Source organism: Sphingopyxis sp., assembly GCF_051861155.1.
Taxonomy (GTDB): domain Bacteria; phylum Pseudomonadota; class Alphaproteobacteria; order Sphingomonadales; family Sphingomonadaceae; genus Sphingopyxis.
Window position 1 is genome coordinate 195,799 of the sequence record NZ_JBHYDE010000006.1, and the last position, 14,024, is coordinate 209,822.

Here is a 14,024-nt window from a genome sequence, read left to right on the forward strand (position 1 = left end):
CGTCAAAGCCCCTTCAGGCAGATTGCCCGCTCGCGATCGCGCCGCGCGACCAGGCCGCGCAGCACGCGGCCGCCCGCCTTGTTCCAGGGCAGGAACCAATCGCACGCCTGGCGGAACTTGCCCGCGTCGAACAGCCGGTCGGCGGTCGAATTGCACCAGCGCGGCCAGCCGATGTTATAGGTGAGCAGCACCGCGGCGATTCTCTGGTTCTCGGTACCAGGCGCGAAGATCGCGGGCGTGCACCGCTTTACCTGGACAGCATACTCGACCAGCGCCGCTTCGAGCATATCGACGCACTGCGCCTCGGTGAACGCCATCCCGAGCTTGATCTTCTGCCGATCGGTCAGCCCGTCGCAGGCCGTTGGCACGCCAACGGCATCGAGATAGACGCGCAGATATTGCTTGCCCGATACATGGCGTACCGTGGCGGTACCGTCCGGCGCAAGCTGGACGTTGACCTTGCGGCCGCTTTCTTCCGCCGGCGTAAGGGTCAGTAGCGCGATGGCCGCGAGCGGGCCGACAACGGCCGCGAGCGTGAGCTTGCCCGCGCGCGGCGCCGGCTTATTCGGCGTCGTCATCGGCCGCCCGCTCCTTGAAAAATTTTCGCACGAGCAGCGCGATCTGCAGCACGGTGAACAGCAGCGTCGCGATCAGCACCCAATCCTGAAGCGAGACGCCGGCGACGACCAGGCCACTGACCATCAGCGACGGTGACGCCTTGCCTGCGGCCGCGGCGATCTCGCCGCCGTGCGTTTCGAGCGCGGACATTATTTGGCCGTCGCGTCCAGCGCGATCGCGACGCCGAGCTCGGCGAGTTCGGCGGATCCGATCTGGTCGACCGGGCGGCGCGGCTTGCCTTTTCCGTTGCGATAGGCATCATAGGCTTTCTGCGACGGCGGCTTCAGCGCCGCCGCGCTCTTGGGAGCTGACATTGTCTTTCTCCTGGTTGAATGGTCAGTGCGCCGGCGTCACCGACCGGGTACGAAGAAGCGAGCCGCAAAGCGCCGCCACGAGGATGAACGGGATCAACACCCCCTTCACATAGAACAGGATCAGGAAGAGGCCGGCGCCACCGATCGCGCGCAACATCGCGCTCACAGTCCGGCTTCCAGGGCCGCCAGGCGCGCCTCCTGACCGGCAATCATGAAAAACGCCAACTGCCCTTCGCGGATGTTGAAACGCTCGCCGGCTTCGCGCGCCGGTCGCGCGGCGACGATCAGGTTGCCTTCTTCGTCGCGGACTTCCTCGACGGCGGGCTGCGCGTCCCACCGGTCCCAGCCCAACAGCCCGTAGCAGCAGTCAGGGTCCACCGTCTCTTGAAGCGGATCGATCAGCCCTTCATCCGCCATGATCGCCCAGATTTCCTGCGCGATCGGCCCGCAATGGTGCCGCGCTGCGTCTCCCTTCAGCTCGACCTCGCGCAGATACTGGAAAATGCCGATGATGCCCGCGATCCGCTTTGCGGCCCGCACTTCTCCCGCGGTCAGCGGCCGCCGCGGAGTTTTCTCCCGACCGTCGCAAGTATTGATCGCTCCCACCTGGAAAAAGGCGGTGTCGCCGCGGCGACTTGGTCCGCCCAGATCCTGGGTGCCATCCCCGCCGAACAGGATGTTGCCCGACGTGTCGACCGTAAGCCTCGTCGCCGCGGCGTTGTTGTCCCACAGTTCCCAGATGCCGGTCGCGCTGACCCCCATGCTCCATTTGCGGCCAGCGACCGTCCCGTTCAGGCTAATGCACGGGTAAAGTCCGTTGACCTGCGCCTGCCCCAGATAACCCGCAGTATTCGAAGGCGCCGTCGCGCCGCCGAATGAGGCATCGGCAGCGACGATCAACCGCCCCGTGGCCGGGTCGAGGATCGGAAACGGGGCGAGCGCCGTCGCGGTGCCGTGAACGTAAAGCGCGTAGGATCCGCTGGCTGCGACAAAGAAGAACTGGCCCGCCGAGGTCGCCGCATTCCCGGTCGCATAATCGGGATAGATTGGCCGGCTGGCGGCAGCGGTGACGCCGGAATAGAATTGCGCCAGCGCGGCCGACGCCGCGGCGGCGTCGGCCATCGCCTTCGCATACACATTGTCCGGCGGCAGCACGACTTCGATGATCGACCCCGCGACGGCAAGACTTTCACTCACTGGCTAACCCCTGCAATGCGGACGAACTCGCCGCCGAAAATCATCCGCTTCACGCCGCCGACCGGCGTCATGTCGCAGTCCCAATAGAATTCGCTGTTGCGGCCGAGCTCCGCCGCCGCGGGCAGGCTCTCGATCGCCGTCTCGATTGAGCTCACGGTCAGCCATGTGTCGCCCGCGATGAGCACTGGTATGCAGGTCAGCGTCAGCAGCGCAGAGCCCCCCGCGTCGGGCAGCGTTCGCACCTGCGCGGCAAAGGTGGCGCCCGACAGATCGACCCCGCGAAAGATCGCGGTCTTGCTGAGCGGCGCGAAATTGCGCGTGGCGATCGGCCAGTAAATTGCGCCCGCCGCGCGGACCCACGCGGCGTAATTGCTGCTGACAGCCATCCTGGTTCCTTCAGATATTTAGGGGATCGGCGCGTCGTTGCCGCCGCCGCCCCAGCCCGGGGGCGACCCGCCGCCGCCGCCGGTATCGGCGCCGCCGACCGCCGCGGTGCGAATGTAACCGACATAATGGCGGTCGGGATTGGCATCGCTCGCCGCCGCGGTCGCGGCGCTGGTCGTGACCTGGAACGTCACCGCGCCGCCTGCCCGATCGGGATCGTCATAGAAGATGAAGTGATCGGCGTCGTTGGTTCGCCCGCTGAACGCTGGCGCAGCCCCCGTCACGGCGACTGTGCGGTCGGGATAAACGCGATTGTGCGACAGGACGGAAATCGACGCGCTGCCGCCATCATCCTGCGACGACAGCGTCGCACCGGCGACCCCGGAAATATAGCTCGTCTGGATCATCGCCAGCCCGTACCCAGCCGGATCGATATTCTGCGCATAGACCGCGGCCCGCTCGTCAAGCGTCGGCAAGGTCGGCCCGTCGATCACCGCGCCCGCCGTGCCCAGGATCGCGGCATGCTTCGCGGTCGTTTCGCTGATCAGCTCGATCGTCGGGCAATTGGTCAACGGATCAACCCCGCGCTTGGTCACGATCGCCAGCCGGTTGGTCGGCCACAGCTCGCAATCGGCCGCGATGGTCAGCGCGTCGCCAGGGCGATAGCGCGCCAGCCGCGGCTTGCACGGAATGACGAACGGCCCGCTCTCGCGGCGACCGTAAAGGTCATAAAGCAGCAGCTCGCTGGCCTGGTCGGCATTCAGCACCAGGTCGAACTGGCGTTCTTCGCGCTTCACCTCGCCGTCGGCGGTGACGAACGCGCTGACCGATACCGCGTCAATCTGCGGATAGCCCCATTGATGCGCTTCGCTGCGATAGCGCGCGACCATGGCGTTGACCCGGCTCGCCCACGGCTGGACGATCTGGACCGAACGGCCCGGGCCATTGAGGTCGTCGCGAGTGATCGTGTCGAGCGCGACGCGCGGCGCCTGATAATGCCAGCGCAGCATGCCGCCGGTCAGCATCGGCACGCAGGCGCCCGCTTCGCAGATCCGCTTCAGATTATCCCATTTGTTCCCGGGCTCGTAGATCGTCCCGCCCAGCGTCCAGCCGTTGGCGTCGCAAACATTGGCCCAGGCGGCGGCGCCGGCCAGGTCGATGCCGGCATCGCCCAGGTTCACCCCGAATATCCGGACCCCGTTCTGATACCGGCCATAGGCATAGGTCAGCGCGTGCAGCGCCGGATTGGTCGAATAGGCCCAGGTCGCTTCGTTATCGATGCGATGCGATCCCGACCCCCCGGGCCGGGTGCTGTCGAGGCGCGGGTCATAGACGCGCACGCCCAGCCAGATCGCGCCCTTCTGCGGCACGCCCTGGGCAAAGATCTTGCCCTTCTTGTCGAACTTGAACGACCAGCCGATCGCGGCAAAGCCCGACAGCTTGTACGCGCTGCCCCACCCCGGCGCGCCCGACCATTGCGGCGCCAGCGCTGCGCCTTCGGGCGACTGCCCCAGCTGCGTCGATCGGTAAAGGAAGCCCGCATAATATCCGAGCGCGGCGGCGCCGCTGAACGACACCGTTTCGAACTCGAGCTGCGCCGCCTCCAGCCCCTGCACCGGCCCCGCGCACGAATAGATCACCGGGGTAAAGCGATAGGGATTGGCGACCTTGTCGGTCGTCGGGCCATAGCCGGTGTCCCACACCTGGACACCGCCCGAATAGGACCGCCCAATCAGGTACGGCAGCGGGTTGTTCGCGCCGATGATGCTTTCGTTGATCTGCCCCTTGGCCGGCGGCGACTTCGCGGTGACCGCCGCCAGCGTGTTTGCTACCCCGGCGACTGTCGCCGCGATCGGCGTCCACGGTCCAGGAATGAACATGCCGACCGTGGCAACGATCCCGGCAACCTTGCCGATGACCCGAAACGCCTTGCTCACAACCGCCAAGCCCCGGACACGGCGCCCAATGCGTGCTTCACCGGCACGATCCGCGACGGATCGGCGGCGTGCCAGCCCATCAGATTGCCGGCGCCGTCGGCGATGAACAGCGCCGGAAAGCCCTGCCCGTCGTCATCCTCGCCCGGTACCGCGCAAATATCGCCGAGCAGCATCGACAAGGCCCCGATGCGCGGGAACAGGCTGTCGAGCAAATCCTCGACCCGCTCATGGCCCTGGCGCCGCAACGCTCGGCGCGCGCCCAGCGCCGATCGGATCGACCCCAGCCGCGGCACCCGGTGCCCCATCGCCACCGCCTGCGCGCGCGCCAGGTGGATGCAACTGGCGCCGTCCCAGGCAAAGGCACGCGCGCGGTACCGCGCCAGCACCGTTTCGGTGCGGGCGGCCCGCTCGGCCAGCGATAGCACGGTCATTGCAGCGGCGCGTCGTTCTGGATGCCGCGGCCGCCACCGCCACCCCCGCCACCGCCGTTGCCACCATTGCCGCGATAGACCGTGCCCGACGGCGCGCCCTCGACGCCCCAGGCGACCTGGCCCGGGGTGTCGGTGCAATTATCGAAACCGCGCTCGCCTGGCCAGACGCTCTGGTGCCACGAGGCCGAACAGACATTGCCCTCGCTGCGCAGAAAAAAAACCTCGGTTCGGTCCATCAGGTCCAGGTCGAGCACCCACTCGTCGGGATTCCAGCGCGGCACGTCGATCAACTTGTCGGCCAGCAGTTCGGGATCGATCACCGTTTCCATGTCGGCGTCCAGCTCGCCCTGCCAGAATCGCACCCGGCAGGTTTGCAGCGCCGGGTCGATGATCGTCGACAGCGGCGTGTCGGGCGCCAGCATCAGCGAAAAGCCGCCGCCCGGCGCGCTGTCACCCATCGCATCCTCGATCTCCTCGGCCGCGGCGATCGTGCCCCAGACGTCGTGGCCCGACAGATATTCCTCGCCGCCCATCACCGCGCGGCCGCCGTCGCAAAGCCGTACCGTGTGCGACGGAAATTCGATCTTCAGCAGCGACACCATCGTGAACGCAGGGTCGGTCAGGGCCACGGGTCAGACTTTCTCGCGAATGATGAAGGGCGGCACGGTGACCAGGCGTTTGTCGTCGACGTCCCAGTCGCCCTCGGCGCCGGTCAGCGCGCCCTCGATCTGCGGCGCGAAGTCGATCAGGTCGTTGTCGGCGGGCGATCGCCGGATCGGCGTCGTGAACGCCAGCGTTGCGGTGCCGTCGGTCGAATGGCCCGCCGCCGCCAGCCGGTGCAGGAATCCGCGGCCGCCGGTGATCTGGCTGACAAACTGCCCCTTGCTCCACCCCGACCATGGCGTCATCCCGTCGACCGCCAGCGCCATCCCGCCCTGCCCAGCGCCGGCGACGCGAACGACGCCCGGCGCGCCGATGACGACGCCCAGCTGGCGGAGCTTCCACCGTGCGCCGTTGCGCCGCGCCAGGTCGATCGACGTCGACCAGTCGGCCGCCTGCGCCAGCGTCAGCCGCGGCAAGCGCACCTCGACCGCCCACCGATCGCCCAGCTTGTTCAGCTGCTGCTCCTCGCCGCCGTTCGGCGGCGACAGCAGCATGCCAAAACGCACCGGGATGAACCGGCACGACGCCGGGCCCGGCGACGCCGGCAAGTCGATCACAGCCATTGTCCGGTTATCCGAGCTGGCGACTGGCCGAACGGCGCAGCTGGCCGATCGCCATGCTGGCGCCGGCGCGCGCGATGCCCGGCGCCATCACCCGCACCCGCTCGTCGGTCAGGCTGTTCATCTGGCGCAACAGATCTTCGGTCACGACCGCGCCGCGCATGTCGAAAATCATTGCGCCGCCGCCGCCGCGATCGTTCGCGGGCGTGATCGACAACCGCTCGCTTTCCGAAACGCGCGCCAACGGCTGGCCGTTGAGCGACAGCATGTTGCGGTCGATGCCGCGGAACCCGCCCAGGACCATCGATCCGCCGTTGGCAAAGCCGGGAACCTGCGACGCCCCGCTGCCAAAGGTGAACGGGCCAAGGTTGAAACCGGCGCCGCCGGTCAATGCCCCGGCGATGCCGTTGATCGCGCCGAACAATCCGCCGACGATGTCGAGGAAATTGCCCGATTTGATGCCCTTCAGGAACCGGTCTAGCTGGCGCAGCCCGCCGTCGACCATCTGCGCAAAGCTCTCGACGACCTGCACCTTCGTGACGTCGCCCTGTTTTTTGAGCTTACCCATCGTGTCGGCGAAGCGGTCGGTGATCTCGTCGTTCATCTCTTCGATCGACTTGCCGCCGTTGACCGATTCGATCAGCGTCGCGCTGCCCCCGGCCTCGACCCCGGCGAGATCGCGGTGCAGGCCCAGATAGGCGCGGCGCAACGCCTCGACCGCCGCCTCACGCTGGCGCTCGATCTGCAGCGCGTCGCCGCCCTGCCGCTTCAGCGCGTCATAATAGGCGTTGAGCGTTTTCGTTTCGGCCGCGAACTGGTTGGCCTCGGCTTGCTCGGGAAACAGGCGCGACAGGATGCCGGACACTTCCTGCTGCAGCGCCCGGAACGCCTCGGCGGCTTTCGTGGTGGCCTTTTCGGTCGGCTTCACCATCTCGCCCTCGAGCCGCGCCATATGGACGCCGATTTCGTCGACCATGTCGGGGATGTAGCTGTGCCCGACCACCTTGTCGTACAGCTCATAGAACCAGGAGCCGACCGCATCGACGCGCTTTTTCACACCATCGAACACCGCATTCAGCTGGGTGCCCAGCCACTGGCCGACGCCCAGCACCATCGCCTTCACCGACGCGATGACCTTGCCGGGCAGCGCCTGCATCGTCGCAACAAACGCATTGGCGTTCGCCTGCGTCCGGTTCCACCAGCCCTCGAAACCTTTCCACATGTTGTTCAGGAAGCCGAGAATCTTCGCATCGACGCCATCGATGACGGCCTGCGCGCGCGCTGCCCAGTCGGTCCAGTCTTGAAAGAACTGTATGACCGCGGCCCCCGCATCGATCGATCCGATCTTGATATCCTGCCAGAACCCCTCAAGCTTGGCGATGCTTTCGCCACGCTGCGCGAGAAGGCCATTCATGCGCATTTCCAGCACTTTGTCTTGTTTCGCCAGATCATCGGCGATCTTGTCGGCGTTGGCGATCGTCGCTTCGTCGACCACGACCCTCAGCTTATTCGCCTCGGCGATATATTCCTTGATCTTCGACTTGCCCTCGCTGAGCAGAGGCATAAGATCCTGCGCTGATTTCCCGAACAACCCCTTGGCGATCGCGGCCTTGCGCGCCGCCCCGTCGACGCCCTCGAGGCCGCTGATGATGTCGAGCAGCACCGCGTCTGTGTCGCGCACCTTGCCCTCGCTGTCCTTCAGCTTGACGCCCAGCTGGTCGAGCGCCTTGTTCGGCGCTTTCGCTCCCATTGCCGCCTCGCCGAGGCGGCGGGTCAGCTGTTGAAGGCCTTTGTCGAGGCTCGCCTGCTCGACGCCAGTTTGCAGCGCGATGAAACGATATTGCTGCAGCGCGTCGGTATTCACGCCGATCGCTGCCGCTTGCTCGCCGAGCCCGCCGACGTTGTCGAGCGCCGCGCGGCCGAGCTGGCGGAACTGGTTGATCACCTCAAAGCCGATCATGCCGACCAGCGCACCCTTCAGCGCCCGCGCCCCCTTTTCGATCGCCGACAGTTCCTTGCGCGACTTGCTGCCGCCCTTGGTGAATTCGGCGCTGTCGAGGCCCAGCGTGACGCGCAGCGCGCCGATCAGGCTTTTACCTGCCATCGCTCATCTCCTCGTCCGCCGGTTCGTGGATCGCTTCGATTTTGTGGATGCTGCGCCACACGGCCAGATTGTGGGCCATCTCGACCGGTGACTGGGCGCTGTCCCGGCGCGCCGCGCCCGCGGCCGTCGCGTCGTCATCCTCGCCGACAAAGCCGGCAAAGCTGGTGATCGATGTGTCGCGCACCGCGCGGCCGATCTGCCACGCCAGTATGTCCCGCCGCCGCGCCGCGCCGCGCGACGCGATCAGCGTCAGCCGCGGCGTCGCGCGCCAGAAGCTTTCGATCGTGCCGCCGGCTTCGATCCAGCCCGCGATGACTTCGTCCCAGTCGAAGCTGGTTTCGCCGGAACCCGCGCCTTCATATTCGGCGCGGGCGCCGGCTCCCCCGCGTCGGCGTCGCCACCACCCATCGATGCTTCACTGGCCGCGCCCAGCGCCGCCTGGACCGCCGGATCGGCGAACATGCGCATCGCCAGGTCATAATCGACCTCGGGATGATGCCGGGCCAGCCCGGCTTTCACCAGCGCGCCGACCGCCGACATCCGCGGCGCATAGCGCATGAGGTTCGGCACCTTGGCCTCGGCCGCGACCTGGTACCGCTCGAGCTCCGCGAAGATGGCGAAGATCGATTCCTGCATCGCGCGCTCATATTGGGCGAGCGCGCCCCAGTCGAAGAGCATGACATAGGCCAGGCCTTCGAACTGGAACTCGACCTCGCCGATCGGCGGCGCCTGTGTTTCACGCATATCAGACCGCCGCGGCCTTGGCGCCCAGCGCACCGGTCGGGGTGATGTTGAACGTCGCGGTCTGCTTGCCGCGCACCTCGGCGTCGTCCGGCCCATATTCGCTGATATAGCCCGACAGCGGCGTCTTGATCAGGCCAGCCGCGCCCTTCTCGTGGATTTCGATATCCTGCAGCCCGCCGCCGGTCATCGCGGTGATCATCGACGTGTCGAACGCGCTGTTGGCGATGTAGTGGACGGTCATGCTGAACGGCTCGACCTTATAGGTGCCCTCGGCAATCACCTCCTCGGCGCCGCCGGCGCTGTCGTGCGTCGTCACATCCTGCATCCCGCGCGACAATTTGGGTTTGCCGATCTTCAGAACGTCGGCGACCAGGCCGCCGGTGATTACTCCGCCGTCGGGGACGATAAAGATCTTGGTGCCGAACGTACTTTTGGCGTTGCCAGTCATCGGCAATTCCTTTCTTTAGCTGATGGTTTCAAAGAAAAATTCCCATTCCTGCGTGACGCGATAGACACGCCTCCCGTCGGGCAGCGCTTCCGCCGGCGGGGTAAATTCGCTTTCCAGCATGGCCTTGTGAAAATGGATCGGCGCGGCATCGCGCGCCTGTTCCATCTCGGCGACGACCGCGTTCTTCAGCGCGACCAGCTCGACGGCATCGAGGCCGAACAGGTCGAACTGGACCCGTGGTTCGTCCAGGCCGTCGTCGCCATCATGCGTATAGTCGCGGCCCGCCGTCACCCTGGTCAGCACGATCGACGGAAAGCCCAGCGTCGCGGGCCGTTCGTGCCAGCTGATCGCGGCGCCGACGATCGCCGCGATCGCCGGCGTCGCCGACAACCGCGCCAATAGCTCCAGGTCCATGGCTTAGGTGCTCCGCCCCGTGACGTTGACGCCGCGCGATTTCGCCGCGCGCTGGACGCCCGCCCACAAATCCTTGCCGATCCGGTCGGGCAGGCTGGGCGCCTCGCGCTCCCATGCCTTGCGGACCACCGGGTTGGCGGGCTGATTGACCGTCCCGAACTCGTTCATCCACCACCAAAAGGCGGCGTTGGTGCTCACCGTCCAGACCTGCGCCGTGCTGCCGAACGACTTGCGGATCTTCTTGATCGCGACATTTGTCGTCACGCGGCCATAATCCGCTTCGGCGACGCTGCCGTCTTTGCGCTTGCGCTTGCGCAGCGTCGGCCGCGTCCCGACCGGCAGATCGGCGACGATCGCCGACAACATGTATTTCATCGCGCCGTTACCGGCCCTGCTGCCGATGCGCTCGGCAACCCGCGGATCCTCGAACTGGGCAAATATCTGCTCGAGCTCGGCAAAGCCCTCCAGCTTCAGCGAGCCGGTCACGCCCCCGCGCCTTTCGCGGCGATCCCGGTAAACTCGATCTCTTCGCCGCGGCCGATCGGCACGGCGCCCTCGATGGCATAGATCGCGCTGTCGCCGCGGATCTCCATCCGGTCGGTTATCTTGACCGTCCGCAACAGCGCCGACGTCCGAACCCGCACTGTGACCGCCTGCCCCGCCTCGGTACCGGCGGCGACGCGCCGATCGGCGCTCGATCCATATTGAACGCTGCAGTATGTTTCGCAGATCTCGGTCGGTGTCGAAACTTCGATCCCAGCGGCATCGCGCGCCACGGCGATGCTGAAGAACTTCGCGCGCCGGTTGTACTTCGCCGTCGCCTGCATCAGGAAAAGCTTCGGATGTTACAGAGCAGCGCGTCGACCGCGTTCGGCATCGACGTGACGATCGTGCCCACCACGACCGCGCTCGGATTGTCGAACCACTGGACGATCAGCAACAGGATCGCCTGCCTGATCGCCGCCCGCTGCGGCGCCGTTTCGGCATAGCCCGCGGCAAAGCGGATGATCACATTGTTGACCCCGCTCGCCACCGTCGGCCAGCTCGCTGATGTCGCGCGCACCAGCCACTGCGGATCCGACACGGCGTCCAGCGCATAGGATGAATCGGGCACGGTCTGCAGCTGCTCGTCGGCGTCATAATATTTGACGCTCTCGATCGCGGTCACCGGGCCGCGCGGGATCAATATGCTGTCGTCGAAATCGTCGAGCACCAGCTCCCACGTCTGCGGCTGGATCGATCGCCCGATATACTGCTCGACATGCGCGGTCGCCGCGGCGATCAGCATGGTCAGCATCGCATCCTCGTCCGCACCGATGACGCGGCACACCGTGCGCGCTTCCTCGATCGTCACCGGAAGGTCTTCCGGCGGCGTCACCAGTCGCAGGCTCATCGTCTTCCTCTCGAAACATTCAGCGACCGCGCCGCCGCGAACCGGCGCCGCGGTCGCTCCGGGATCTGCGTCAGTCGCAGATCCGCGGCTGATGCCACCGGGCGGGAACCGCGCATTTGCTGCCGGTGCCGAACCGTGCGATGCGGAGTGAATTCAAGCTCTTCGCTGGTGAACGGCAGAGCGCCGTCGAGCTCGGCAATCGCGCCGATCGCGACAACGACTGCGCCGAGCAACTGCCCGGCACCATCGATTTCGGCGCCAGCGCCGATTCCGATCGACACCCGCGATCCAAGCGCGAGCGCGGCATCACCTTCAGCTGCCCGGCCCAGCGCTACCAGCGCGATCACCGCTTGGGTCAATGCGCTGTCAGCTGTTGCGGCCGCTCCCACCGCGCCGATCTGCATCGATGCGATCGGCGAACCGGTGTTGGTGCCAATAGCGGGGCCGATCTCCAGCGACTGGCGCGAGGCCAGCGACTGGGCGCCGTCCGTTTCGCCTCCGGTGCCGATCGGGCTGATCTGCACCGCTGCCAGGCCTGCTGCAGCACCGATTTCATTCGCCGTCCCGATCTGGGAGAACGCCATCGCCGCCAGGCCGAGCGCGAGATCAGTTTCTGCCGCCGCGCCGATCGCTGTGCCGCCGCTTGGTTGCGGCAGCGCCGTATTTATTTCGTCCGCCCTGCCTATCGGGCGGTGCTGTAGTCTCGATAAGGGGAGCGCGGCATCGTCGACATCCGCGCGGCCGACGCCCCGGATTTGCAGGCGTGCAAGGGGGAGCGCAGCATCGGCGACATCCGCGCGGCCGACTCCTCGAATTTGCAGGCGTGCAAGGGGGAGCGCAGCGTCGGTTTCGTTCGCGGTACCAATAGTGGTTCCACCACCCGCCGCATTCTTCACCGCCAGCGTGATGAACGCATAGGCTGCACTGGCCGCCTGCGTCGCCGTCGTCGTTCCCGTTGCCCCGGCGACGATCTTCTCGCCGCTGTAGATCGCCGCCCCGGCGCCAGTGTTGGTCGCGGTGCCGTTGTCGTACCGCTCGGTCAGGTTGCCAAGGCTGGAATTGGCCTCGCCCGACCAGCTTCCGCCCGAGGCGTCGCGATCGGTCGCGACGAAGGTCAGCGCCAGCCGCTGATTTCCCGGCGTGGTTAGCCCGGTAAAGCTGCCGCTGGTCGTCGCCGCGGCATTCCCGGCAATGCTGACGTCAAGATCGACCGCTGCGCCGCCGTTCCCACGGATGACAATTCCGACGACAAACTGAATATCGCCGCTGTCTCCAACGGTAACCGTGCCCTCGGTGCCGTCGCTGACTTTGCTTAGCAATGTGGCGCGGATGCCGCCTGCTGCGCCCGCCGTCCCTCGAAACGGATCGCCGCTGTCAGGCGTGACCACCGGCCATCCGCTGAGCGAGGGAACAGCTTGATTCGCCGTGGCAACGAGCATGAACAGGCGATCGCCCGAAGCGCGTCCCGACGAGGAGAAACTGATCGGGACCGACCCCGCCCCGCCAACCCCGATCGTAACTCCGACAACTGTCGGGCCAGAATAGGTAGCGAGGTCAATGGCATAGACGCTAGCGTTGACGAAGGAAAAGCCGGTGGCGGTGTAAATTGACCGCAAGGCAAGCCCTGTAAAAGGGGTGCAGGACGCTTGGACGTATAGGGTGCCGCCGACGTCGAGCGGCTTGCCATTCATCGTCGCAAAGGTGCCGTCGGCTGTCCAGATTTCTATCTGGTCAGGAGTGGCAGTATCAGTGGCAACGATGAGGGGGGTTAGTCCGCCGATCGTCCCGGTGAAGCTGCCGAAGACAGGCCCGCCTATCGAACCGTCGCTGTAGCCCGTCGCGGTGCCGTCGGTTGCTGCGGTTAATGTCCCCACGGGCTATCTCCCGTCGGCGCAGAAAATTACGATGCGCGGCCGAAGATGCTCGACGACAGCCGGATCGTCGCGCCGCTCGGCGTCTGGGCGAAATCGAAAACCCCGATCGGAAGGATGTCGCTGTCGGTGCCGCTCGTCGTGTCCTTGTCCAGGCACAATGCGACTTTGCTGATCGCATTCCCCGTCGCGCCGGTCCAATCGACATCGGGTAGCGCCACGTCGTAACGGTCATTGGTATCGTCAGCCGCGGGAAACGCGGCCAGTTCAGCATCAGTCAGAACCTTGCGACCCATCGTGGTCTGCTCGTTGGTCGTACCCGACAGCAGATCGGCCAGCGAATCTTTGTCGCGCAGCACGGCGTCGCTCTCGAGGCCCGAGGTTTCGAGCGGGACGATCACGAACGCGCTGTTGGCCGGGTCGTTATTCTTCACCCGCCAATAGAATTCGACAAAACGGCCCTTCGAAATGTTGCAGATTATGTCCGCCATGCCGATCAGCCCTTCTTCGCAGCAGTCTTTGCCGCGGCTTTCGGCGCCGCTGCCGACGCAGTCGCTGCGGCAGCGGCAGCGGCGGGGATCTCGTTAGGCGCAGGCGCTGGCGGAGTATCAGGAGCGAGCAGAGCGTCGGCAGCGGACACCGCTTCGACGGGTAGTTGCGCCTCGACCGCGGCCTGTGTGCTGTCAGCGTCAACCGGCACTGCCGACGGATTGGCTTCGAGCCAGGCCGCGACCTGGTCGGCCGACCCGATGAGCTCGGCAGTGCCGGCATCGATAAAGCGGCGGGTTTCCGCATCGCCGAACGGAAACTCGTCATCGAACGGGATTTCATCGCCATAAGTCAGCGAGATGGTCGGCCCGCCCATACTGGTCAGCATCTTCAGAAACATCGCCATTCTCCTTTGCGAGACGGGCGCCGCGGCGTCCGTCACGAAAAGGGCGGGCGG

Annotated in this window: 21 protein-coding genes; all 21 read right to left on the reverse strand. The window is 66.1% G+C overall.

What is annotated here, in order from left to right; translation table 11 throughout:
* Nucleotides 1-2: 2 nt before the first annotated feature.
* Nucleotides 3-578, reverse strand: a complete 576-nt coding sequence (locus tag ACTIFP_RS12560) for a lysozyme (protein WP_439569040.1) — start codon at nt 576-578, stop codon at nt 3-5.
* Complete coding sequence (locus tag ACTIFP_RS12565; RefSeq protein ID WP_439569041.1) at nt 562-768, reverse strand: hypothetical protein; 207 nt, start codon at nt 766-768, stop codon at nt 562-564. The genes ACTIFP_RS12560 and ACTIFP_RS12565 overlap by 17 nt, the downstream gene beginning before the upstream one ends.
* A complete protein-coding gene (locus ACTIFP_RS12570) occupies nt 768-932 on the reverse strand; it encodes a hypothetical protein (RefSeq protein ID WP_439569042.1) in 165 nt (54 codons plus the stop codon). Before ACTIFP_RS12570 ends, ACTIFP_RS12565 begins: the two co-directional genes overlap by 1 nt.
* Before the next feature lie 22 nt (nt 933-954).
* A complete protein-coding gene (locus ACTIFP_RS12575; protein ID WP_439569043.1) occupies nt 955-1,098 on the reverse strand; it encodes a hypothetical protein in 144 nt (47 codons plus the stop codon).
* Nucleotides 1,095-2,129, reverse strand: a complete 1,035-nt coding sequence (locus ACTIFP_RS12580) for a tail fiber domain-containing protein (RefSeq protein ID WP_439569044.1) — start codon at nt 2,127-2,129, stop codon at nt 1,095-1,097. Before ACTIFP_RS12580 ends, ACTIFP_RS12575 begins: the two co-directional genes overlap by 4 nt.
* Nucleotides 2,126-2,515 carry a hypothetical protein gene (locus tag ACTIFP_RS12585; RefSeq protein ID WP_439569045.1) on the reverse strand — a complete coding sequence of 130 codons (390 nt, stop codon included), beginning with the start codon at nt 2,513-2,515 and terminating at the stop codon, nt 2,126-2,128. Before ACTIFP_RS12585 ends, ACTIFP_RS12580 begins: the two co-directional genes overlap by 4 nt.
* An 18-nt stretch (nt 2,516-2,533) precedes the next feature.
* A complete protein-coding gene (locus ACTIFP_RS12590; RefSeq protein ID WP_439569046.1) occupies nt 2,534-4,450 on the reverse strand; it encodes a hypothetical protein in 1,917 nt (638 codons plus the stop codon).
* Nucleotides 4,447-4,881, reverse strand: coding sequence for a DUF6950 family protein (locus ACTIFP_RS12595; RefSeq protein WP_439569047.1), 435 nt, complete (start codon nt 4,879-4,881; stop codon nt 4,447-4,449). Before ACTIFP_RS12595 ends, ACTIFP_RS12590 begins: the two co-directional genes overlap by 4 nt.
* Entirely contained in the window at nt 4,878-5,510 is a 633-nt protein-coding gene (locus ACTIFP_RS12600) for a hypothetical protein (RefSeq protein ID WP_439569048.1), read from the reverse strand. Before ACTIFP_RS12600 ends, ACTIFP_RS12595 begins: the two co-directional genes overlap by 4 nt.
* 3 nt (nt 5,511-5,513) lie before the next feature.
* On the reverse strand, nt 5,514-6,107 hold the full coding sequence (locus tag ACTIFP_RS12605) for a hypothetical protein (protein WP_439569049.1): 594 nt from the start codon (nt 6,105-6,107) through the stop codon (nt 5,514-5,516).
* A 7-nt stretch (nt 6,108-6,114) separates the two neighbouring features.
* Nucleotides 6,115-8,208 (reverse strand): hypothetical protein, encoded by a 2,094-nt coding sequence (locus tag ACTIFP_RS12610; RefSeq protein ID WP_439569050.1) that lies wholly within the window; start codon nt 8,206-8,208, stop codon nt 6,115-6,117.
* Nucleotides 8,198-8,392, reverse strand: a complete 195-nt coding sequence (locus tag ACTIFP_RS12615) for a hypothetical protein (protein WP_439569051.1) — start codon at nt 8,390-8,392, stop codon at nt 8,198-8,200. Before ACTIFP_RS12615 ends, ACTIFP_RS12610 begins: the two co-directional genes overlap by 11 nt.
* Before the next feature lie 65 nt (nt 8,393-8,457).
* The gene (locus ACTIFP_RS12620; protein WP_439569052.1) at nt 8,458-8,952 is read right to left on the reverse strand and encodes a hypothetical protein; all 495 of its coding nucleotides are present in this window, start codon (nt 8,950-8,952) and stop codon (nt 8,458-8,460) included.
* 1 nt (nt 8,953) lies between these two features.
* The gene (locus tag ACTIFP_RS12625) at nt 8,954-9,400 is read right to left on the reverse strand and encodes a hypothetical protein (protein WP_439569053.1); all 447 of its coding nucleotides are present in this window, start codon (nt 9,398-9,400) and stop codon (nt 8,954-8,956) included.
* Nucleotides 9,401-9,415: 15 nt separating this feature from the next.
* Nucleotides 9,416-9,814, reverse strand: coding sequence for a tail completion protein gp17 (gp17, locus tag ACTIFP_RS12630; RefSeq protein ID WP_439569054.1), 399 nt, complete (start codon nt 9,812-9,814; stop codon nt 9,416-9,418).
* 3 nt (nt 9,815-9,817) lie between these two features.
* Nucleotides 9,818-10,300 carry a hypothetical protein gene (locus tag ACTIFP_RS12635; protein ID WP_439569055.1) on the reverse strand — a complete coding sequence of 161 codons (483 nt, stop codon included), beginning with the start codon at nt 10,298-10,300 and terminating at the stop codon, nt 9,818-9,820.
* Entirely contained in the window at nt 10,297-10,641 is a 345-nt protein-coding gene (locus ACTIFP_RS12640) for a phage head completion protein (protein WP_439569056.1), read from the reverse strand. The genes ACTIFP_RS12635 and ACTIFP_RS12640 overlap by 4 nt, the downstream gene beginning before the upstream one ends.
* The gene (locus tag ACTIFP_RS12645; protein WP_439569057.1) at nt 10,641-11,207 is read right to left on the reverse strand and encodes a head-tail connector protein; all 567 of its coding nucleotides are present in this window, start codon (nt 11,205-11,207) and stop codon (nt 10,641-10,643) included. The genes ACTIFP_RS12640 and ACTIFP_RS12645 overlap by 1 nt, the downstream gene beginning before the upstream one ends.
* Nucleotides 11,204-13,081 (reverse strand): hypothetical protein, encoded by a 1,878-nt coding sequence (locus tag ACTIFP_RS12650; RefSeq protein ID WP_439569058.1) that lies wholly within the window; start codon nt 13,079-13,081, stop codon nt 11,204-11,206. Before ACTIFP_RS12650 ends, ACTIFP_RS12645 begins: the two co-directional genes overlap by 4 nt.
* 26 nt (nt 13,082-13,107) lie before the next feature.
* A complete protein-coding gene (locus tag ACTIFP_RS12655) occupies nt 13,108-13,569 on the reverse strand; it encodes a hypothetical protein (RefSeq protein WP_439569059.1) in 462 nt (153 codons plus the stop codon).
* 5 nt (nt 13,570-13,574) lie between these two features.
* Nucleotides 13,575-13,967: a hypothetical protein gene (locus tag ACTIFP_RS12660; protein ID WP_439569060.1), complete on the reverse strand. Its 393-nt coding sequence runs from the start codon at nt 13,965-13,967 to the stop codon at nt 13,575-13,577.
* Nucleotides 13,968-14,024 lie beyond the last annotated feature (57 nt).

Coding starts and splice junctions, on each gene's coding strand:
- ACTIFP_RS12645 (WP_439569057.1), bottom strand. CDS start 11,207: ATGAGCCTGCGACTGGTGACGCCGCCGGAAGACCTTCCGGTGACGATC.
- ACTIFP_RS12655 (WP_439569059.1), bottom strand. CDS start 13,569: ATGGCGGACATAATCTGCAACATTTCGAAGGGCCGTTTTGTCGAATTC.
- gp17 (WP_439569054.1), bottom strand. CDS start 9,814: ATGGACCTGGAGCTATTGGCGCGGTTGTCGGCGACGCCGGCGATCGCG.
- ACTIFP_RS12640 (WP_439569056.1), bottom strand. CDS start 10,641: ATGCAGGCGACGGCGAAGTACAACCGGCGCGCGAAGTTCTTCAGCATC.
- ACTIFP_RS12620 (WP_439569052.1), bottom strand. CDS start 8,952: ATGCGTGAAACACAGGCGCCGCCGATCGGCGAGGTCGAGTTCCAGTTC.
- ACTIFP_RS12565 (WP_439569041.1), bottom strand. CDS start 768: ATGTCCGCGCTCGAAACGCACGGCGGCGAGATCGCCGCGGCCGCAGGC.
- ACTIFP_RS12570 (WP_439569042.1), bottom strand. CDS start 932: ATGTCAGCTCCCAAGAGCGCGGCGGCGCTGAAGCCGCCGTCGCAGAAA.
- ACTIFP_RS12625 (WP_439569053.1), bottom strand. CDS start 9,400: ATGACTGGCAACGCCAAAAGTACGTTCGGCACCAAGATCTTTATCGTC.
- ACTIFP_RS12605 (WP_439569049.1), bottom strand. CDS start 6,107: ATGGCTGTGATCGACTTGCCGGCGTCGCCGGGCCCGGCGTCGTGCCGG.
- ACTIFP_RS12660 (WP_439569060.1), bottom strand. CDS start 13,967: ATGTTTCTGAAGATGCTGACCAGTATGGGCGGGCCGACCATCTCGCTG.
- ACTIFP_RS12585 (WP_439569045.1), bottom strand. CDS start 2,515: ATGGCTGTCAGCAGCAATTACGCCGCGTGGGTCCGCGCGGCGGGCGCA.
- ACTIFP_RS12610 (WP_439569050.1), bottom strand. CDS start 8,208: ATGGCAGGTAAAAGCCTGATCGGCGCGCTGCGCGTCACGCTGGGCCTC.
- ACTIFP_RS12560 (WP_439569040.1), bottom strand. CDS start 578: ATGACGACGCCGAATAAGCCGGCGCCGCGCGCGGGCAAGCTCACGCTC.
- ACTIFP_RS12595 (WP_439569047.1), bottom strand. CDS start 4,881: ATGACCGTGCTATCGCTGGCCGAGCGGGCCGCCCGCACCGAAACGGTG.